The sequence below is a fragment of the Escherichia albertii NBRC 107761 = DSM 17582 genome, assembly GCF_000759775.1.
Lineage (GTDB): Bacteria > Pseudomonadota > Gammaproteobacteria > Enterobacterales > Enterobacteriaceae > Escherichia > Escherichia albertii.
Genome location: NZ_BBMY01000007.1, coordinates 20,867 through 40,474, shown reverse-complemented (window position 1 = coordinate 40,474; position 19,608 = coordinate 20,867). Strand labels below are relative to the sequence as shown.

Annotated in this window: 19 protein-coding genes and 1 pseudogene; 5 read left to right on the top strand and 15 right to left on the bottom strand. The window is 51.3% G+C overall.

What is annotated here, in order from left to right; translation table 11 throughout:
- Positions 1 to 290 precede the first annotated feature (290 nt).
- From yqaB to luxS, 4 genes are all read left to right on the top strand, one after another.
- Positions 291 to 857 carry a fructose-1-phosphate/6-phosphogluconate phosphatase gene (gene yqaB / locus EA14781_RS02570; RefSeq protein ID WP_000273324.1) on the top strand — a complete coding sequence of 189 codons (567 nt, stop codon included), beginning with the start codon at positions 291 to 293 and terminating at the stop codon, positions 855 to 857.
- Positions 854 to 1,282 (top strand): YqaA family protein, encoded by a 429-nt coding sequence (locus EA14781_RS02565; protein ID WP_001287448.1) that lies wholly within the window; start codon positions 854 to 856, stop codon positions 1,280 to 1,282. Before yqaB ends, EA14781_RS02565 begins: the two co-directional genes overlap by 4 nt.
- Before the next feature lie 72 nt (positions 1,283 to 1,354).
- A complete protein-coding gene (gshA, locus tag EA14781_RS02560) occupies positions 1,355 to 2,911 on the top strand; it encodes a glutamate--cysteine ligase (protein ID WP_000611774.1) in 1,557 nt (518 codons plus the stop codon).
- 149 nt (positions 2,912 to 3,060) lie between these two features.
- Positions 3,061 to 3,576, top strand: a complete 516-nt coding sequence (gene luxS / locus EA14781_RS02555; RefSeq protein ID WP_001130206.1) for an S-ribosylhomocysteine lyase — start codon at positions 3,061 to 3,063, stop codon at positions 3,574 to 3,576.
- 194 nt (positions 3,577 to 3,770) lie between these two features.
- Here luxS and EA14781_RS02550 read toward each other — a convergent pair.
- The 15 genes and pseudogenes from EA14781_RS02550 to EA14781_RS02480 all read right to left on the bottom strand — a co-directional run.
- Positions 3,771 to 4,037 (bottom strand): annotated as a pseudogene (locus tag EA14781_RS02550) (AAA family ATPase); the annotation flags it as partial.
- A 36-nt stretch (positions 4,038 to 4,073) separates the two neighbouring features.
- On the bottom strand, positions 4,074 to 5,612 hold the full coding sequence (gene emrB / locus EA14781_RS02545; protein ID WP_001187290.1) for a multidrug efflux MFS transporter permease subunit EmrB: 1,539 nt from the start codon (positions 5,610 to 5,612) through the stop codon (positions 4,074 to 4,076).
- Positions 5,613 to 5,628: 16 nt separating this feature from the next.
- Positions 5,629 to 6,801, bottom strand: a complete 1,173-nt coding sequence (gene emrA / locus EA14781_RS02540; protein ID WP_002461492.1) for a multidrug efflux MFS transporter periplasmic adaptor subunit EmrA — start codon at positions 6,799 to 6,801, stop codon at positions 5,629 to 5,631.
- Positions 6,802 to 6,927: 126 nt separating this feature from the next.
- Positions 6,928 to 7,458: a multidrug efflux transporter EmrAB transcriptional repressor EmrR gene (gene emrR / locus EA14781_RS02535; protein WP_000378445.1), complete on the bottom strand. Its 531-nt coding sequence runs from the start codon at positions 7,456 to 7,458 to the stop codon at positions 6,928 to 6,930.
- 91 nt (positions 7,459 to 7,549) lie between these two features.
- Positions 7,550 to 7,885: an L-valine transporter subunit YgaH gene (gene ygaH, locus EA14781_RS02530; protein WP_000119741.1), complete on the bottom strand. Its 336-nt coding sequence runs from the start codon at positions 7,883 to 7,885 to the stop codon at positions 7,550 to 7,552.
- Complete coding sequence (ygaZ, locus tag EA14781_RS02525; RefSeq protein ID WP_000445627.1) at positions 7,875 to 8,612, bottom strand: L-valine exporter subunit YgaZ; 738 nt, start codon at positions 8,610 to 8,612, stop codon at positions 7,875 to 7,877. Before ygaZ ends, ygaH begins: the two co-directional genes overlap by 11 nt.
- 123 nt (positions 8,613 to 8,735) lie before the next feature.
- Positions 8,736 to 9,920: an MFS transporter gene (locus tag EA14781_RS02520; protein WP_000169336.1), complete on the bottom strand. Its 1,185-nt coding sequence runs from the start codon at positions 9,918 to 9,920 to the stop codon at positions 8,736 to 8,738.
- A 192-nt stretch (positions 9,921 to 10,112) separates the two neighbouring features.
- On the bottom strand, positions 10,113 to 11,105 hold the full coding sequence (proX, locus tag EA14781_RS02515; protein ID WP_001216542.1) for a glycine betaine/L-proline ABC transporter substrate-binding protein ProX: 993 nt from the start codon (positions 11,103 to 11,105) through the stop codon (positions 10,113 to 10,115).
- 57 nt (positions 11,106 to 11,162) lie between these two features.
- Entirely contained in the window at positions 11,163 to 12,224 is a 1,062-nt protein-coding gene (proW, locus tag EA14781_RS02510; RefSeq protein ID WP_000774957.1) for a glycine betaine/L-proline ABC transporter permease ProW, read from the bottom strand.
- A complete protein-coding gene (gene proV, locus EA14781_RS02505; protein ID WP_000985480.1) occupies positions 12,217 to 13,419 on the bottom strand; it encodes a glycine betaine/L-proline ABC transporter ATP-binding protein ProV in 1,203 nt (400 codons plus the stop codon). The genes proW and proV overlap by 8 nt, the downstream gene beginning before the upstream one ends.
- A 354-nt stretch (positions 13,420 to 13,773) precedes the next feature.
- Entirely contained in the window at positions 13,774 to 14,733 is a 960-nt protein-coding gene (gene nrdF / locus EA14781_RS02500; RefSeq protein WP_000777912.1) for a class 1b ribonucleoside-diphosphate reductase subunit beta, read from the bottom strand.
- Between the two features lie 9 nt (positions 14,734 to 14,742).
- Positions 14,743 to 16,887 (bottom strand): class 1b ribonucleoside-diphosphate reductase subunit alpha, encoded by a 2,145-nt coding sequence (gene nrdE, locus EA14781_RS02495; protein WP_000246555.1) that lies wholly within the window; start codon positions 16,885 to 16,887, stop codon positions 14,743 to 14,745.
- Positions 16,860 to 17,270, bottom strand: a complete 411-nt coding sequence (nrdI, locus tag EA14781_RS02490; protein ID WP_000053318.1) for a class Ib ribonucleoside-diphosphate reductase assembly flavoprotein NrdI — start codon at positions 17,268 to 17,270, stop codon at positions 16,860 to 16,862. The genes nrdE and nrdI overlap by 28 nt, the downstream gene beginning before the upstream one ends.
- Entirely contained in the window at positions 17,267 to 17,512 is a 246-nt protein-coding gene (nrdH, locus tag EA14781_RS02485; protein ID WP_001223222.1) for a glutaredoxin-like protein NrdH, read from the bottom strand. Before nrdH ends, nrdI begins: the two co-directional genes overlap by 4 nt.
- A gap of 208 nt (positions 17,513 to 17,720) precedes the next feature.
- Positions 17,721 to 18,152, bottom strand: coding sequence for a carboxymuconolactone decarboxylase family protein (locus EA14781_RS02480; protein ID WP_000209801.1), 432 nt, complete (start codon positions 18,150 to 18,152; stop codon positions 17,721 to 17,723).
- Positions 18,153 to 18,239: 87 nt separating this feature from the next.
- On the opposite strand from EA14781_RS02480, the gene pdxR reads away from it, so the two are divergent.
- The gene (pdxR, locus tag EA14781_RS02475; protein WP_001138447.1) at positions 18,240 to 19,574 is read left to right on the top strand and encodes a MocR-like pyridoxine biosynthesis transcription factor PdxR; all 1,335 of its coding nucleotides are present in this window, start codon (positions 18,240 to 18,242) and stop codon (positions 19,572 to 19,574) included.
- Positions 19,575 to 19,608 lie beyond the last annotated feature (34 nt).

Sequence of the window (19,608 nt, the reverse complement as noted above, 5' to 3'; positions counted from 1 at the left end):
GGATGCACCATTTTCTCCGTAATCTTCAGCGATGAAGATATGGAGGAGGTGGCGGTAACGATCGCCTGCACCAGGAAGGATAACGTTGCTTCAGCAACGGCCCGAAGGGAGAACGCCAGTGAGTCATCCTCCCGGATGCACCATCTTCTCTAAAAATTTCCTTTAAAAAATCTCTCATTTCTAAATAACTATTTTCTCCGTTTCCTGAATATTCTTCTCCTTCGCCATCAGCGACAAAATCAAGCAATTACGCTAAAGTAGCGTCATATTTTTCGACTTGCGAGAAGACCATGTACGAGCGTTATGCAGGTTTAATTTTTGATATGGATGGCACTATCCTGGATACGGAACCGACACACCGTAAAGCGTGGCGCGAAGTATTAGGGCGTTACGGTCTTCGGTACGATGTTCAGGCGATGATTGCGCTTAATGGCTCGCCCACCTGGCGAATTGCTCAGGCGATCATTGAATTGAATCAGGCTGATCTCGACCCGTATGCGCTGGCGCGTGAAAAAACAGAGGCAGTAAGAAGTATGTTGCTGGATAGCGTCGAGCCTCTGCCACTTGTTGAAGTGGTGAAAAGTTGGTACGGCCGTCGGCCTATGGCTGTCGGTACGGGGAGCGAAAGCGCGATAGCAGAGGCGCTGTTAACGCATCTGGGATTACGCCGTTACTTTGACACGGTCGTTGCCGCTGATCACGTCAAACACCATAAACCTGCGCCAGACACATTTTTGTTGTGTGCACAACATATGGGCGTGCAGCCAGCTCAGTGCGTGGTCTTTGAAGATGCTGATTTCGGTATTCAGGCAGCTCGCGCCGCAGGTATGGACGCTGTGGATGTTCGCTTGTTGTGAGTGAAGCGTTATCGCTCTTCTCGTTGTTTGCCAGCAGTTTTCTCAGCGCTACACTATTACCCGGTAATTCCGAAATAGTTCTGGTGGCAATGTTGCTTTCCGGGGTGAGTCATCCCTGGGTTTTAGTATTAACAGCAACAATGGGTAATAGCCTTGGAGGGCTAACTAACGTTATCCTTGGGCGCTTCTTTCCATTGCGCGAAACATCGCGCTGGCAAGAGAAAGCCACCGGCTGGCTGAAACGCTATGGCGCAGTCACACTATTACTTAGCTGGATGCCAGTGGTTGGCGATTTACTGTGTCTGTTAGCGGGATGGATGCGCATTTCCTGGGGACCAGTAATCATTTTTTTGTGCCTTGGTAAAGCGTTGCGCTATGTTGCGATTGCAGCAGCCACCGTTCAGGGCATGATGTGGTGGCACTAATTGTAGGCCTGCACACATGGCCACCATTACAGTTATGCTAATTAAAACGATTTTGACAGGCGGGAGGTCAATTTGATCCCGGACGTATCACAGGCGCTGGCCTGGCTGGAAAAACATCCTCAGGCGTTAAAGGGGATACAGCGTGGGCTGGAGCGCGAAACTTTACGTGTAAATGCCGATGGCACACTGGCAACAACAGGTCATCCTGAAGCATTAGGTTCCGCATTGACGCATAAATGGATAACTACCGATTTTGCCGAAGCATTGCTGGAATTTATCACACCAGTGGATGGCGATATTGAACATATGCTGACTTTTATGCGCGATCTGCATCGTTATACGGCGCGCAACATGGGCGATGAGCGGATGTGGCCGTTAAGTATGCCATGCTACATCGCAGAAGGTCAGGATATCGAACTGGCGCAATATGGCAGGTCAAATACCGGTCGCTTTAAAACGCTGTACCGTGAAGGGCTGAAAAATCGCTATGGCGCTCTGATGCAAACCATTTCCGGCGTGCACTACAACTTCTCTTTGCCAATGGCATTCTGGCAAGCGAAGTGCGGCGATATCTCGGGCGAAGACGCCAAAGAGAAAATTTCTGCGGGCTATTTCCGCGTTATCCGTAACTACTATCGCTTCGGTTGGGTTATTCCTTACTTGTTTGGCGCATCTCCAGCAATTTGCTCTTCATTCCTGCAAGGTAAACCGACGTCGCTGCCGTTTGAAAAAACCGAGTGCGGTATGTACTACCTGCCGTATGCGACCTCTCTTCGTTTGAGCGATCTTGGCTATACCAATAAATCGCAAAGCAATCTTGGTATTACCTTCAACGATCTTTACGAGTACGTAGCGGGCCTTAAACAGGCAATCAAAACGCCATCGGAAGAGTACGCGAAGATTGGTATAGAGAAAGACGGCAAGCGGCTGCAAATCAACAGCAATGTGCTGCAGATTGAAAACGAGCTATATGCGCCGATTCGCCCGAAACGCGTTACCCGCAGCGGCGAATCGCCATCTGATGCGTTGTTACGTGGCGGCATTGAATATATTGAAGTGCGTTCGCTGGACATCAACCCGTTCTCGCCGATTGGTGTAGATGAACAGCAGGTGCGATTCCTCGACCTGTTTATGGTCTGGTGTGCGCTGGCTGATGCACCGGAAATGAGCAGTAGCGAACTTGCCTGTACACGCGTTAACTGGAACCGGGTGATCCTCGAAGGTCGCAAACCGGGCCTGACGCTGGGCATCGGTTGTGAAACCGCGCAGTTCCCGCTGTCGCAGGTGGGTAAAGATCTGTTCCGCGATCTGAAACGTGTTGCGCAAACGCTGGATAGCATTAACGGCGGCGAAGCGTACCAGAAAGTGTGTGATGAACTGGTCACCAGCTTTGATAATCCCGATCTGACTTTCTCTGCCCGTATCTTAAGGTCTATGATTGATACTGGTATTGGCGGAACAGGCAAAGCGTTTGCTGAAGCGTACCGTAACCTGCTGCGTGAAGAGCCGCTGGAAATTCTGCGCGAGGAGGATTTTGTTGCTGAGCGCGAGGCATCAAAACGTCGTCAGCAGGAAATGGAAGCTGCAGATGCTGAGCCGTTTGCGGTGTGGCTGGAAAAGCACGCCTGACAGAAAAGAAAAAGGCCACTCGGGAGTGGCCAAAATTTCATCTCTGAATTCAGGGATGATGATAACAAATGCGCGTCTTTCATATACTCAGACTCGCCTGGGAAGAAAGAGTTCAGAAAATTTTTAAAAAAATTACCGGAGGTGGCTAAATGCCGTTGTTAGATAGCTTCACAGTCGATCATACCCGGATGGAAGCGCCTGCAGTTCGGGTGGCGAAAACAATGAACACCCCGCATGGCGACGCAATCACCGTGTTCGATCTGCGCTTCTGCGTACCGAACAAAGAAGTGATGCCAGAAAAAGGCATCCATACTCTGGAACATCTGTTTGCTGGTTTTATGCGTAACCATCTTAACGGCAATGGCGTAGAGATTATCGATATCTCGCCAATGGGCTGTCGCACCGGTTTTTATATGAGTCTGATTGGTACGCCAGATGAGCAGCGTGTCGCTGATGCCTGGAAAGCGGCAATGGAAGACGTGCTGAAAGTGCAGGATCAGAATCAGATCCCGGAGCTGAACGTCTACCAGTGTGGCACTTATCAGATGCATTCGTTGCAGGAAGCGCAGGATATCGCCCGTAATATTTTGGAGCGTGGCGTGCGTATCAACAGTAACGAAGAGCTGGCGCTGCCGAAAGAGAAGTTGCAGGAGCTGCACATCTAGTTAGCTCAGGCAGAAGAAGTCGGGCGGTGATATCACTGCCTGGCTTGCCTGATGCGCGATGCTTATCAGGCCTACGTGGAAATCTCAATTTATTGAATTTTCTCACTATTGTAGGCCGGATAAGGCGTCCGCGCCGCATCCGGCATCAAACCGCGAGCAATTTGTCAGCAATATACGAATATCACAGTCTGTTTTTACCGATCAGTCACCCGATATTCCACACTATGCGCTTCATCTGGTTGAGGAACTTCCAGTCTTGAGGCCATTCGCATCACGACCGCTTCAGGCACCGCATACTTGCGCCTAGCATTTTGCTGCTTCCATTGCGCCCATGGTACTTCCAGATAAACGATTTTTGCCCGTGCGCCATAAGCCGTAAACAGACTGATGAGCTGGCTACGCAGCTGGCGGGTAATGTTCGTCGCATTCCAGACGAACGGCTTTTTATGGCGTAAGATGAGCAAACAAAAAGGGAGCCGTAGCTCCCTTTGATAACATTAATGCGCGCCGCCTGCGCCGCCACCTGCGCCAAATGGCGGTTTAGCAAACCACACCAGCCCCAGCAGGACGAGGAATATCCCGGCTGACATCCAGAAGATCTCATTGGCGGAAATAATCAGCCCCTGATTGGTGATCTGCTGGGCAATCCAGCCAGATGCCTGTTGTTGCGTCATCCCCAGCCCTTCCAGTTGACTGTACATCGCCTGGGCGTTCGGATTATACGGATTCACTGACTCGGTCAATTGCGCATGGTGCAGCGACTCGCGATTGGTCCACATGGTCGTGGTGATGGACGTACCGATGGACCCTGCCAGTGTTCGCGTAAAGTTGGAGAGACTTGACGCCGCCGCCAGCCGTTCAGGCGGCAAACCAGACAGCGTAATGGTGGTCAGCGGCATAAAGAAGCAAGCCACCGCGAAGCCCTGGATAAACTGCGGCCAGGCCGACGCGCCAAAATCCATACCTGGTTCAAAGGTATACGCACGCCAGTAGAAGCAGACGGCATACATAATAAAACTAAAGGTTACCAGTCGACGCATATCCAGTTTATGTGCGAAGCGGCCAATAATCGGCGACAGGATCACCGGAATAATCCCTACCGGCGCAGACGCCAACCCTGCCCACGTCGCCGTGTAACCGTAGACCTCCTGTAATAACTGCGGAAGTAAAACAATAGCGCCGAAGTAAAGCATATAGGCGAGGCTGATACATAAGCAGCCAATGGTAAAGTTGCGCGACTTAAACAACGACAGGTCAACTATCGGGTTATCGTCCGTCAGTTCCCAGACAATCAGGAAACTGATAGCCACCACAGCCACCACAGTGAGAATGATAATTTCCTGTGATGAGAACCAGTCCAGTTCTTTACCCCGGTCGAGCATAATCTGCAGGCTGCCGATACCAATCACCAGCAGCGCCAGCCCCACGGCATCAATTCGCCGCCGTTCGGTACGGGTTTCGCGTCCGCGCAGGGTTTGCAGCGTCATCAACACTACTGCTATGCCAATTGGCACGTTGATAAAAAAGATCCAGCCCCAGTGATAATTATCGCTGATATAACCACCAAGGATTGGGCCGCAAATTGGCGCGACAATCACCGTCATCGACCACAACGCCAGCGCAATAGAACGCTTAGCTGGCGGGTAGTTATTCAGCAATAGACTTTGCGAAAGCGGGATCAACGGTCCGGCGACAATCCCCTGAATCACGCGGAAGAAGATCAGCATGTTCAGGCTGCTGGAGACACCACACGCCCACGAAGCAATGGCGAAAGCGATGGTCGACCAGAGGAACAGTTTTACTTCCCCGACACGCTTTGCCAGCCAGCCGGTAAGGGGGATCGAGATGGCATTCGCCACCCCGAAAGAGGTAATTACCCACGTTCCCTGACTGAGCGATGAGCCCAGATTTCCGGCGATAGTGGGGATCGCCACGTTAGCAATGGTGGAGTCCAGCACCTGCATGAATGTCGCCAGCGACAGCGCAATCGTCATAATGATCAGTTGCGCGCCTTCCAGCGGTTTTTGCTGTTGCATCACACACACCTCTGGATTAGCCAGCGTTAGCTTTTACGATGTCGTCGATCAGTTTATTGACAGGTTCCAGGCTGATTTCACGGGCGGTACTTTCCGCTACTGGAGTGGAGCGCACTGTGCTTGCCAGTACCTGACCGTTACGGTTAGTCGTATTGACGCTTACCAGCGTGGATAAACCGATACGCAGCGGGTGCTGTTCCAGTTGTTTCTGGTCCAGTTCGACACGAACAGGAAGACGCTGAACGACTTTGATCCAGTTTCCGGTGGCATTTTGCGCCGGAAGTAGTGAGAACGCGCTACCCGTACCCATATCCAGACCGACCACTTTCCCGGTGTATTTCACATCATCGCCGTAAATATCGGTGGTGATGGTGACCGGCTGACCGATACGCATATTGGCAATTTGCGTCTCTTTAAAGTTAGCATCGACCCACATGTTAGTGGCTGGAACCACTGCCATCAGCGGCGTTGTCGGGCTAATTTGCGCACCAGGCTGTACAGCACGGCGAGAGACATAACCGGTCATCGGGCTGACAATACGAGTACGCTCCAGTGCCAGCCAGGCATTACGCACTTCGGTAGCGGCCTGTTGCACCGCAGGCTGATCTTCCAGTTTAGTCCCCAGAATCATCGCCTGATTGGCATTGTATTGTTGGATGGCGACATCCAGTTGCGCCTGGGCGCTGGTAACGGCGTCGCGGGCGTGTTGCAGCTCTTCGCGGCCAATCAGGTTGGCGTTGCCCAGCGGGACACGGCGGTTGTAGTCGCTCTGTGCTTTCGCGAGGGCGATTTTTTGCACCTCAATATTCGCCTGCAACTGTTTGCTATTAATCATTAACTGGTGGGTCTGGCGCACGCTGGAGGCCAGCGCCGTTTTGGCTTTTTCAAACGCCTGACGGGCATCCGTCGGGTCGAGAGTGACCAATACATCGCCTTCTTTCACAAAGTCGGTGTTATCGGCCCAGACTTTCGTCACGCTGCCCGACACCTGAGACATAATCTGAATCTGATTCCCTGCTACGTATGCGTCATCAGTTTCTTCAAAATGACGCAGTACCAAAAACCAATAAATCCCTGTCGCTACGGCAATAATAATAAAGAGCAAGGTGAGAAGGAGTAGCAGGCGTTTACGCTTGCCGTTCTTCTTTACCGGTTGCTGCGGGGTTTGAGTCTCCGCATTTGCGCTCATAGTGTTCTCCACGATCTTCTTAACTCATCGGCTGAGCCGACCTGCTTGCCAAAAAGGCCAGCACGTTACGATGCTGGCCGGTCAGTTTTTCTTTTATAAATCTGGATTTTTGAGCGAGATGACGCGTTAGCTCATCGCTTCGAGAACCACACCGTCTTGTTCCATCTGGTCGAGACGAGAGAGCAATTTGCGGGTGATTTGCTCGAGTTGATCTTTCTCACTTGCGGTAAGTGAAGACCAGAGTTGATGCAGGCAGTTATGCTGCGGTGGTAGGACCTCGCGCAAAAACTCATGACCTTTTTCCGTTAATTGCAGATGCAGGCAACGGCGATCGTTATCGCTTTCACGACGCTCGATCCAACCACGTTTTTCCAGCTCATCGGCAATACGCGTCGCATTGGTACGGGATGATCCAAGAGCACAACTCAATTCAGAAGGCTGAATACTGTGATTTTCCTGAGACTCCAGCGTAATCAACGCCATAAACAACGTCTCGTTAATCCCCTGAGCCTTCAGCATTTTATTGCGGTTCTCCAACAACTTGCTTTGCATGTGCATACAAAGACGAGTCAGAAGAATCTCCTGATAAGGAAAATCTTCATGGCGGCTGGCGCGAAATTTTAGCATTTGTTCAATGGGCGTAAACGAACTATCCATTTGGGTATGACCTCATTAATTTCAGCCGATATAGTAACGACAGTGACAAATAAAGTAAATGTATTGTTTTATAAAAATCAATTCTTGTGAGTTATATAATCGTCAGCACTTTCCAGGCGAGCCCATAGGCCAGCGCGCTGAGTAGAGTGGGGACGATAATGCTGCGTGTTTTGTAGAAGCTGGCGCCCAGTACCACAAAACCGACCAGCGTGGGCACGAAACGGCGTGAGTCGTGCATCACTTCTGGTGCAGTAGAAACAACCAGCAGAGCGCAAATAGAGGCAATGCCAATGGTGTCGAGCAAAATACCCACCGCGCCGCGTTTGGCTGGACGAGCATTGCCCGCCTGCAGACGCAGTGGTAAATAACGAAAACAGTAATTCGCAGCACCGACCAGTAATCCGAGCAGCAGAACCTCATAGCTCATCAGGTGCTCCTTGCCAGAACGACTGGATGAGCGCGGTGAGGCAACCACAGACAATACCTGCCAGAATGGCGACGGGAATTGAAAACAACGTTACGCCTGCGAGGGCGCCAATTAACGCTGCGGTAACGCAAAGGGATTGTTTGCGTTGGAAAGAGGCGAGCAGGAAACTCATAAAGAGCGCTGGCAGCATAAAGCTTAATGCTGCTTCAACGGCTGGATAACCTTGCAGCAAACCGCTGCCGGAGAATGCCCCTATTACCGTACCAAATACCCACGACGACCACGAACTGAAGGCGATGCCAATCATCCAGTTTTCACTCCAGCGGCGATTATTGCGTACCAGCTTTGCCGTTGCCGCTGCAAAAACTTCGTCTGTCAGGCCAAACGCCCACAGCGCAGTTTTCGATTTTTGCAGATGCCGGGCTATGCGACTACGCAATGACGGGCCATACAAAACATGGCGAACGTCCATTGCCATCACGGTCAGTGCAGCAACCCACAAACTACTCCCGGCCGCCAGCATCGCAGTAATGACGAACTGACTGGCTCCTGCATAAATAATGCAGGAGAAAAAAACACTTTCGAGAGGGGTAAATCCCAGACGGGTCGCATTCAGACCGAAAGCAAAGGCTACCGGAATATAACTAATAACAATCGGTAAACTGTCTTTGCATCCTTCCATGAAGGTCGCCGAATCAGAAACAGGCTGAGGAATTGGACTTTCCATAGAGTGTACGCTTAACGACTGTTAATATTATAAATAGACTGAATGAATATCTTAACCTTATCAGACTGATGGGATTCTTAACACCCTTATCAGTGTAAAGCGACGAAAACGGTTGCTGATTGCTTAATTTGCAGCTTTCTGATGATGAAAACCTCGCCACCAGACCAACAAGTTAACCAGAGCAATCGTCGCGCCAGCCAGACAAACGCCAGCCCAACCAGCATGTTGCCAGGCGGAGGCCGAAATCAACGAGCCGGCTGCGCCGCCCATAAAGTAGCTGGTCATATAACCCGCGGTCAGGCGATTACGCGCATCTGGGTGAATTCGATAAATCACGGTCTGATTAGTGATATGCACGCCCTGGACGGTGAGATCCAGCACCAGGATGCCAATAATCAGCGCCAGCACGGAGGTATGACCGAACCAGATCGCCAGCCATGAAAGTAATAACAGCAGTAAACCAAAAGTCGTTGTGAGGTGCGATTTGCCCTTATCAGCAAAACCTCCCGCTGGACGTGCGCCTAATGCTCCCGCGGCACCTGCCAGGCCAAACAGACCAATCATGCCGTCGCTATAATTAAAGGGCGGTGCAGCGAGCAGAAAAGCCATCGATGTCCAGAGAATACTGAAGTTGGCAAAAGTCAGGCAGCCCAGTACCGCACGGGTGCGTAGTATCTTATCGTGCATAAACATACTGAAAACGGAACCTAACAACTGTGGATAGTTGAGTTGGGTTTCTGATTTCATTTGTGGCAGACCGCGCCATAACGCCAGCGCCATCAGTGCCATTAACACCGATGCAACCCAGAAGACGGTACGCCAGCCGCCGAGGTTTGCCAGCAGCCCGGCAATAGTCCGCGCCAGCAAAATCCCCAACAGCAGGCCGCTCATAATGGTGCCAACCACTTTGCCGCGTTTATCGGGTGAAGCCAGCGTCGCCGCCAGCGGAACCAGAATTTGTGCCACGACCGAGAATAAGCCGGTTAATGCCGTGCCGAGGATCAACATTGCCAGCGACTGACTGCTGGCGGTGAGCAACATGCCTCCGGCTGCCAGTAAGGTCATGAAGACAATCAGGCGGCGGCGTTCAAACATATCCCCGAGGGGGACAAGAAACAGCAGACCGGCGGCATAGCCTAATTGTGCGACGGTGACGATAAAGCCTGCTGAACTGGCGGAAAGGGAAAAGTTACGCGCGATGGTGTCGAGCAACGGCTGGGCGTAATAGTTGCTGGCGACTGCCAGACCGGTGGCGATCGACATCAGCACGATCAGCGCCGGGCTAAGCTCATGATTGGTTTTAGTCATTGTTTTTGTTTATCAGGTGATGATTAGTCTGGAAACCAATCATAGCGGATGTTTATGGATGTCGGGTAAAAAGATAGATTGTTGAAATGTGCGGTGTGGTTTGTAGGCCTGATAAGACGCGTCAGCGTCGCATCAGGCATTGTGCACAAAACGGCGGATGCGGTGAAAACGCCTTATCCGCCCGAATAAAAATTATTTCTGCGCCGCCAGCGCCTCATTCACCCAGCCGTCAAATTGCTGCTGGTGGGCTTTGATCCAGCCATCAACGTGGCCCTGAATATCGCTTTCTGAGGCTTTGCCGTCATGCATAATGGCGTTCTGGGCGTTAATATCCGCCACTGGCAATTGCATAATGGCAAATAGTTTTGCTGCCGCCGGGTTTTTCTCTGCCCAGGCTTTGTTGGCGACAATATGTATGGTACTTACCGGGAAGCCATAATTCGCGCCATTCGGCAGTTTGGTGTCGGCGTTTTTATCTCCCGGCAGTGCGGAGAACGGCACCTGCAACCAGACCACATCTTTCCCCGGTTTTAGTTCATTACTCACCCAGTACGGCGTCCAGGTGTAGTAAAACACCGGCTTGCCCTCTTTGTAACGACTGATGGTATCGGCCATCATTGCCGCGTAGTTCCCCTGATTGTGGGTTACGGTATTGGTCAGGTCATACGCGGCAAGCTGATAGTTGATGGCACCTTCGCAGCCCCAGCCTGGGTTACAACCGGTTAAATCCGCTTTACCGTCGCCGTTGGTATCGAACAGTTTGGCTATTTTCGGATCTTTCAGTTGTGCGATGTTGGTAATTTTATACTGGTCGGCGGTTTTCTTATCGATCAGGTAACCCTGTGCCGCACCGTTAACAAATATCCCTTCACGATAAAATTTCTTATCGCCACCGGCAGCTTTGTACATGTTGTCATGCAGCGGCGTCCAGTTTACTGCGGTAAAGGTCGCATCGCCGGAAGCCAGCGACGTATAGCCAACGTTGTAATCCACTTCGCTGGCCTGGTTGACGGTATAACCTAATTTCTCCAGCGCACGGCTGACCAACAGGGTCTGGAAGGTTTCTTCGGTAATGGTGCTCTGAACCGGGTTTACGGTAATTCCCTTGCCCGGTAGATCGGTAGCAAAAGTTTGTGTAGAGATAAGCGTGGCAAACGCTGTCGCAAAAAGTACGCTATGTCGCATTGTTATTCCTTTTTTTTGGCAGGGGGTAATGCCCGGCGTCACCGGGCAAGTGCATAGTTATTTAATGAATGGACGGGTCAGCAGACCGACAGGGCCAGTGGTATACCAGCGACGGTTGCCGCGACTGCGGGCGTCGCGCCCAACGGCCTGTGTCAGGCGATCGAGGATAATGGCGAGGATCACAATCCCGATGCCGCCAACGGTAGCAAGTCCCATGTCCAGACGACCGATACCGCGCAGTACCATCTGACCCAGCCCGCCGACGGCAATCATCGAGGCGATGACCACCATGGAAAGAGCCAGCATCAGTGTCTGGTTGACGCCCGCCATAATGGTCGGCATCGCCAGCGGTAACTGAACTTTGAACAACATCTGGTGCGGGCTGGCACCGAATGAGCGTGAGGCTTCAATCAGATCCGCCGGAACCTGGTTAATCCCCAGAATAGTCAGTCGGATAATCGGCGGCAGAGCAAAGATGATCGTCACCACTACGCCCGGTACGTTACCAATACCAAACAGCATGACGATTGGCACCAGATAAACAAACGCAGGCGTCGTCTGCATGGCATCAAGCAGAGGACGGATTATTTTTGCTGCCCGTGGGCTTCTCGCCAGCCAGATCCCCAGAGGCAGGCCGATGACGATACAAAACAGCAGGGCGGTTAACACCAGCGCCAGAGTAACCATTGCCTGCGACCAGGCACCGATTGCACCGATGGCAACCAGCGAAATCAGCGTTGCCACGCCCATTCCTGCGCCGGAAATCTGCCAGGCTAACAGGGCGAAAAGGATAATCGCCACAGGCGCGGGCATACCCAGCAGCAGTTGCTGGAAACCGTTGAGGATATAATCCACCGGAACGCGCACGCCCTGAAAGACAGGACGGAAATGGGTAACGACCCAGTCGATCCCTTCAGTTACCCAACTGTCGAGTGGGATCAGCGTTTTATGGAACGGATCCATAATATTGAAATGTTCAGGTGCCGGCGGGGGCGTATTCGTCAGCCAGTCAGCGCCGCCGTCAGTAGGCGTTGTTGCCGGCATTCCCCAGGCGTCTGCGGATTGTGCGGCGCTGTCCGCCGCTGCTGTGGTATCCCACGGATTGTTTTGATCAGCCATTGTTTACCCCCTCACGATCTAAAGCGCGTAGCAGCATCCCTTTGGAAATGATGCCGACATACTGTTGGTCCTCGTCGACCACGGGCACCGCACAGGGTGCCTGTCCGACATGCGAGAGCAACTCGCTGAGAGGCGTTTGCGCATCAACCGCTAAGGGAGTATCAATCAACGCGGCATCAAGACCTTGTTGCTGCGTTAATGCCGCTTTTAACGAATCGATAGACACGGCGCCGACAAATTTATTACCGCGTTCGATGACGTAACCATATTCGCGATCTTCATCCTGCAATAATTTCAGTGCCGAACGCGGGCCGAAGCCGGGCGTTTTACGAATTAAGCCGTTTAGTGTCCGACGAGCAATATCTTTTGCGCTGAACACCTGGCTAATATCGACGCCACGGAAGAAGGTTCGGACATAATCGTTTGCCGGATTATTGAGAATTTCGTCCGGTGTACCGACCTGTACCACTTCGCCATTTTGCATAATGGCAATCCGGTCGCCAATACGCATCGCTTCGTCGAGATCGTGGGAAATAAAGACAATGGTACGTTGATGTTTCGCCTGTAATTTTACCAGCTCATCCTGCATCTCCGTGCGAATTAATGGATCTAGCGCAGAGAAGGCTTCGTCCATTAATAAAATATCTGGATTAATCGCTAATGCACGGGCTAGTCCAACGCGCTGACGCATGCCGCCAGAAAGTTCATCCGGGTAGCTGTGGGCATAATTTTCCAGCCCCACCTGACGCAGAGCATCAAGTGCTTTTTCCCGACGTTCCTCTGCGTTAATTCCCGCTAATTCCATACCGAACGCGGTATTATCCAGCACGGTCATATGCGGCATTAAAGCAAATGACTGAAAGACCATCGCAATCTTTTTTCTGCGCACCTCACGGAGCTCTGCGTCGGATATTTGGGCGATATCGATGCCGTCAATTAGCACTTGTCCACGGGTGGGTTCAATCAGGCGATTGAGAAGACGTACCATTGTAGATTTACCCGAACCGGATAATCCCATGATGACAAATATCTCGCCTTCTTCAATCGCCAGACTGGCGTCTTTTACGCCAAGCGATAGTCCAGTTTTTTCCAGAATTTGTTCTTTTGAAAGTCCCTGTTCGATATATTTGAAAGCTCTCTGTGGATGCTCGCCAAATATTTTATAGAGATTTTTAATTTCTAATTTAATTGCCATGCAATAGAAGGATTCCTGTTATTTGTTTATGTCGATATATTACCCAATAGAAATAGTTACTTTTTTCTACCCTAACATACTGAGAATCTGAGGCAACCCCTGAGGGCAAATGTGGCATGAATATTGATGCGAGCAAATCGCCGGAATTTCCCATGATATAAGGGCTGAGAGCAAATCGAGAAAAGTTGATATTTTTTGTTATAGATAGTGGAAAAATGCCTGAATATTGTGGTTTCAGGCGAATAATGCAACAGAGAATCAATGTAGATCACCACAAAATATTTACGTGATAAAAGGCTATTTGGCGGAAATTATTTCCCTGCTGTGGTTGGTGATATATTCAAAAATAACTGGTCAGAAATTCCAGTCTTCATCTTCTGTTTCGACCGCTTTTCCCATTACATAAGAGGAGCCAGAGCCGGAAAAGAAATCGTGATTCTCATCGGCATTCGGCGAAAGAGCGGCGAGAATTGCCGGATTCACTTTCGCCATTTCTGCTGGAAATAACGGTTCGTAGCCCAGATTCATCAACGCCTTATTGGCGTTGTAGCACAGAAACGCTTTTACGTCGTCAGCCCACGTGGTTTCGGCGTACAGCTCATCGGTGTATTGCAACTCGTTGTCGTAGAGTTCCAGCAACAAATCGAAGGCGAAACGCTTCAACTCTTCACGTTGTGTCAGGGATATTTTTTCCTGGTTTTTCTGATGCTTATAACCGATGTAATAACCGTGGACTGCTTCATCACGGATAATCAGACGGATCAGGTCGGCGGTATTAGTCAACTTACCGCGACTGGAAAGATACATCGGCAGCCAGAAACCAGAATAGAACAAAAATGATTCAAGAAAGACACTGGCGATTTTCTTTTTCAGCGGATCATCACCGCGATAATGTTGCTGAATAATCTGTGCTTTTCGCTGCAACGGCGCGTTTTCTTCACTCCAGGCGTAGGCGGCATCGACATCTTTTGTCTGGCACAGCGTCGAGAAAATCGAACTGTAAGAGCGGGCATGAACCGCTTCCATAAAGCTGATATTCGATAATACCGCCTCTTCATGAGGCGTGAGCGCATCGGGCATCAGCGAAGGCGCGCCGATAACATTTTGCAGCGTGTCGAGCAGCGTCAGGCCAGTAAAAACGCGCATCGTCAGTTGTTGTTCTGCGGCACTTAATGTCTGCCACGCAGGAATATCGTTCGACAGCGGCACCTTTTCCGGGAGCCAGAAATTGCTGGTCAGGCGATTCCACACCTCCAGATCTTTATCGTCAGATATCTTGTTCCAGTTGATGGCGCTGATACGTGAGAGTTTCATAGATATTCCTTAAAGCGCGCAGGAGACGCAGCCTTCAATTTCAGTACCTTCCAGCGCCATCTGACGCAGGCGGATGTAGTAGAGCGTTTTGATACCTTTACGCCAGGCATAAATCTGCGCTTTGTTGATATCGCGAGTGGTGGCGGTATCGGGGAAAAACAGCGTCAGCGACAGCCCTTGATCGACATGGCGAGTCGCTTCGGCGTAGGTGTCGATGATCTTTTCTGCGCCAATTTCGTAAGCGTCCTGATACAGCGCCAGATTTTCGTTAGTCATAAACGGGGCAGGGTAGTAAACGCGTCCTGTTTTGCCCTCTTTGCGTATCTCTACTTTCGCTACAATCGGATGAATACTCGACGTGGCGTGGTTGATGTAAGAGATAGAACCGGTTGGCGGCACCGCCTGGATATTCTGGTTGTAAATGCCATAGCGCATTACGTCATCGCGCAGTTGCGCCCACATTTCGCGGGTAGGTAACGTGATACTGCTATGAGCAAACAACTCGCCAACTTTCGCCGTTTTCGGTTGCCAGTTACCTTGCAGATATTGGCTAAAATATTCACCGCTGGCATAGCGTGACTGTTTGAACCCGGCGAAGGTTTCACCGCGTTCGCGCGCCAGCAACATCGAAGTACGCAGGGCGTGCCAGGTGATGGTGTAGAAATAAAGATTGGTGAAATCCAGCGCTTCCGGCGAACCGTAGGCGATGCCTTCTCGCGCCAGATAGCCGTGTAAATTCATCTGCCCCAGACCGATGGCGTGCGAGGCGGCATTCCCGGCTTCGATGGATGGCACGCTGCGGATATGACTCATATCTGACACCGCCGTTAAACCGCGTATGGCGGTCTCTACCGTGCGGGCAAAGTTTGGGGAATCCATGGTGTGGGCAATATTCAATGAACCTAAATTGCAGGAGATATCATGGCCTGTGCGCGCATAGTCGAGATTCTCGTCATACGCTGAGGCGCTGTTAACCTGCAAAATTTCTGAGCAGAGATTGCTCATATTTATGCGCCCGGCTATAGGGTTAGCACGGTTAACCGTGTCTTCATACATGATGTACGGATAGCCGGACTCAAACTGGATTTCTGCCAGTCGTTGGAAGAAATCACGGGCATTGATGTATTTTTTGCGGATGTGTTTATTGGCAACCAGTTCGTCATAGTATTCACTGATGGCGATATCGGCAAACGGCTTGCCATAAACTCGCTCAACGTCATAGGGTGAAAAGAGCGCCATCTGCGCATTCTCTTTCGCCAGATGGAAGGTGATATCCGGGATCACCACCCCCAGCGACAGCGTTTTAATGCGGATTTTTTCGTCGGCATTTTCCCGTTTTGTATCGAGAAAACGCAGAATATCGGGATGATGCGCGTGCAGATATACCGCGCCAGCTCCCTGACGCGCGCCGAGCTGGTTGGCGTAGGAAAAGGCATCTTCCAGCATTTTCATCACCGGGATCACGCCAGAAGATTGATTTTCAATACGTTTAATTGGCGCGCCCGCTTCCCGCAGATTCGACAGTAAAAATGCCACGCCGCCGCCGCGTTTCGACAGTTGCAGTGCAGAATTTACCGCCCGACCAATCGACTCCATATTGTCTTCAATACGCAGCAGAAAACAGGAAACCAGTTCGCCGCGCTGCTGCTTACCGCAGTTGAGGAATGTCGGTGTGGCAGGCTGAAAGCGTCCTGACAGCATCTCATCAGCTAGTTGCGTCGCCAGTGTTTCATCGCCTTGTGCCAGCGTCAGCGCCACCATCGTGACGCGATCGGCAAAATCTTCCAGATAACGCTTACCGTCGAATGTCTTCAACGTATAGCTGGTGTAAAACTTCCATGCCCCGAGGAATGTCTGGAAACGAAAACCGCTGGCGTGCGCGTGGGCAAACAGTGTAATGACAAAATCGCGAGAGTAGCGGTTGAGGACGCCTTCATCATAGTAACCCTCGTTGACCAGCCAGTTCAGTCGCTGCTGCTGGCTGCTGAAGGTCACAGTGTTCGGACGCACATGCGTCGCCATAAAGGCGTCTACTGCCTGGCGGTCTTTATCGAACTGGATGCGACCTGCGTTATCGTAAAGGTTAAGCATCGCATTCAGGGCGTGATAATCCATCGTTTCCTGCGTCAGGCGTTCTGCGGTTGTCGTTGCCAAAATTCGGTTACTCCTTTACGAACGTTTTCGATATCGCTTTGTGTACCCATGAGTTCAAAGCGGTACAGCCACGGCACGCCGCATTTCCGGGCAATCACATCTCCGGCGCGGCCATACGCCTCACCAAAATTGCGATTACCCGAAGCAATAACGCCGCGAAGCAACGCCCGGTTATGCTCGTCATTTAAAAAGCGAATTACCTGTCGTGGTACTGCGCCAGCCATACCGCCGCCGCCGTAAGAGGGCACGATCAGGATGTAAGGCTCGTCTACCTGAATCCGTTCCCGCTCATTGAGTGGAATGCGCACCGCAGGCAGCCCTAAACGTTCGATAAAACGCTGCGTATTTTCGGAGCGACTGGAGAAGTAGACGATCAAACTCATGCACTGACCGCGCGTGGTGCAGGATGCAAGCGATTAATCATATCCGGGCGAAAGCCTGACCAACTGAGATCGCCTGCAATCACCACCGGCAACTGGCGAAAGCCCTGAGCGCGCAACGCTTCTGCCGCTTCAGGTTCGCGATCGACATTAATCATTTCAAAGTCAAAACCCCGGTTTTCCAGCGCCCGTTTAGTGGCGTGGCACTGAACGCAATCGTTACGAGTGTAAATAGTAATGCGCATGATTCGTATTTCCGTTTAAAATGAAGATACGGCGCGATGATTCGCGTCGGGTTATCTCTCTGTTACCAGAGAGATACTAGATGTAGTTGAAAAAAGATTCAACCATACAAGATATGGGAAATTTCGATAAATTTCACCACCGTTGAATGACTCAACGGGGAAGGGGATTTTGTGCTTGCTTGCCGGGCGAGTACCCGGCATCAGGGAATTACATGCGCATGGAAACCGCCAGACGGTTAAAGCAATTCATCAGCCCGATGGCGAACGTCAAGTCGCTGATCTCTGTTGCGCTGAAATATTCAAGCAAAGGCTGATAAACCTCATCTTCCGCATGGGTTCTGGCAATATCGGTTACCGATTCCGCCCACGCCAGCGCTGCTCGCTCGCGCTCATCAAAATGATGGCTTACGCGCCAGCCTGCAAGTGCGTCGAGTTTATGCTGTGGCACACCGGATTTGCGTAATGCTTTGCTGTGCATCTCCAGACAAAATGCGCAGCCGTTGATTTGCGAAATACGCAGATAAACCAGCTCCATCAGTGTGATGTCCAGCGTGCTATTTTCCAGCGCTGTTTTAGCCTGTACCAGGGCGCTATACACCGCAGGACTAAGCTCATAGTAAGGCTGACGTAACGTAGTCATACAGTTTCTCCTCTTATTAACGCCCGCAATGTAGCACTATAATGGACTGTTAAAGAGAGCCATAAATTGCGTAAAAAAGCAGACCATATGCCACGTTATCAGGATATCGCCCGTCAGTTAAAAACGGCTATTGAGCAAGGGGAACTGAAGCCTGGCGCACGGTTGCCTTCCAGTCGAACCTGGTCGCAGGAATTGGGCGTGTCTCGCTCCACTGTTGAAAGTGCTTATGCTGAGTTGGTGGCGCAGGGCTGGCTGATTCGGCGGGGGCAGGCTGGTACCTTTGTCAGTGAGCAGATACGTCTACAAAAATCCGCTGTTGATGTGGTGGCTTTTGCCGGTGAAAGCCAGCAGTCGCTGCCATTTCAAATGGGATTACCCGCACTCGATCTCTTTCCTCGTGAACTGTGGGCGCGGGTAATGGGGCGTCGCCTGCGCACTCAGACGCGTTTTGATTTGGCGTTAGGCGATGTCTGTGGCGAGACGGTGTTGCGTGAGGCGATTGTTGATTACCTTCGTGTTTCTCGTGGTATTGATTGTCAGCCAGAGCAGGTATTTATTACTCACGGTTATGCGGCCTCAATGACCTTAATTTTGCACGCGCTGGCGAAACCGGGAGACGGGATGTGGATGGAAGATCCCGGCTTTCCACTGATTCGCCCGATTGTCACTCGTCACGGTGTGGAGATTTTACCTGTGCCCGTTGACGATAACGGACTGGATGTCACAAGCGGAATGCAAAATTATCCTGATGCGCGTTTTACCCTGATAACTCCGGCACACCAAAGCCCGCTCGGTGTGGCGCTCTCTCTGGCGCGCAGGCATCAGATACTGGAATGGGCGGAGCGTAGCCGCTCATGGATTATTGAAGATGATTATGACAGTGAATTCCGCTATCACGGTAAGCCGCTACCGGCGTTGAAAAGTCTCGATGCGCCGCAGCGGGTAATTTATGCCGGAACGTTTAGCAAATCACTGTTTCCGGCGCTGCGTTGCGCGTGGCTGGTGGTGCCGGTGGAACAGATTGCCCAATTCCGGCAGCAGGCGTCACTGGCGCCGTGTGCTGTGCCCATTCTGTGGCAAAATTCGCTGGCGGATTTTATTCATGAGGGGCATTTCTGGCGACATCTGAAAAAAATGCGTCAGCACTATGCTCAACGGCGACAGTGGATTGAGCAGGCGCTTATGCAACAGGGATTTCAGGTCGTGCCGCAAAAAGGGGGGATCCAACTGGTCATCAGATTGCCCGGAGATGACATTGCTCTTGCGCGTAAAGCCAGTGCAGCCGGGCTGGCGGTGCAAGCGCTGAGTGACTGGCGTATTCAGTCATCCGGGGAAGGGGGATTGTTGCTCTCATTTACCAATATCATCAATGAGAATATGGCGCAGCAGGTTGTACAGCAATTGTACTACGCCTTAAATTAAAAACCCCAAAGCCAGGTTTCGGGGTTAAAGACGT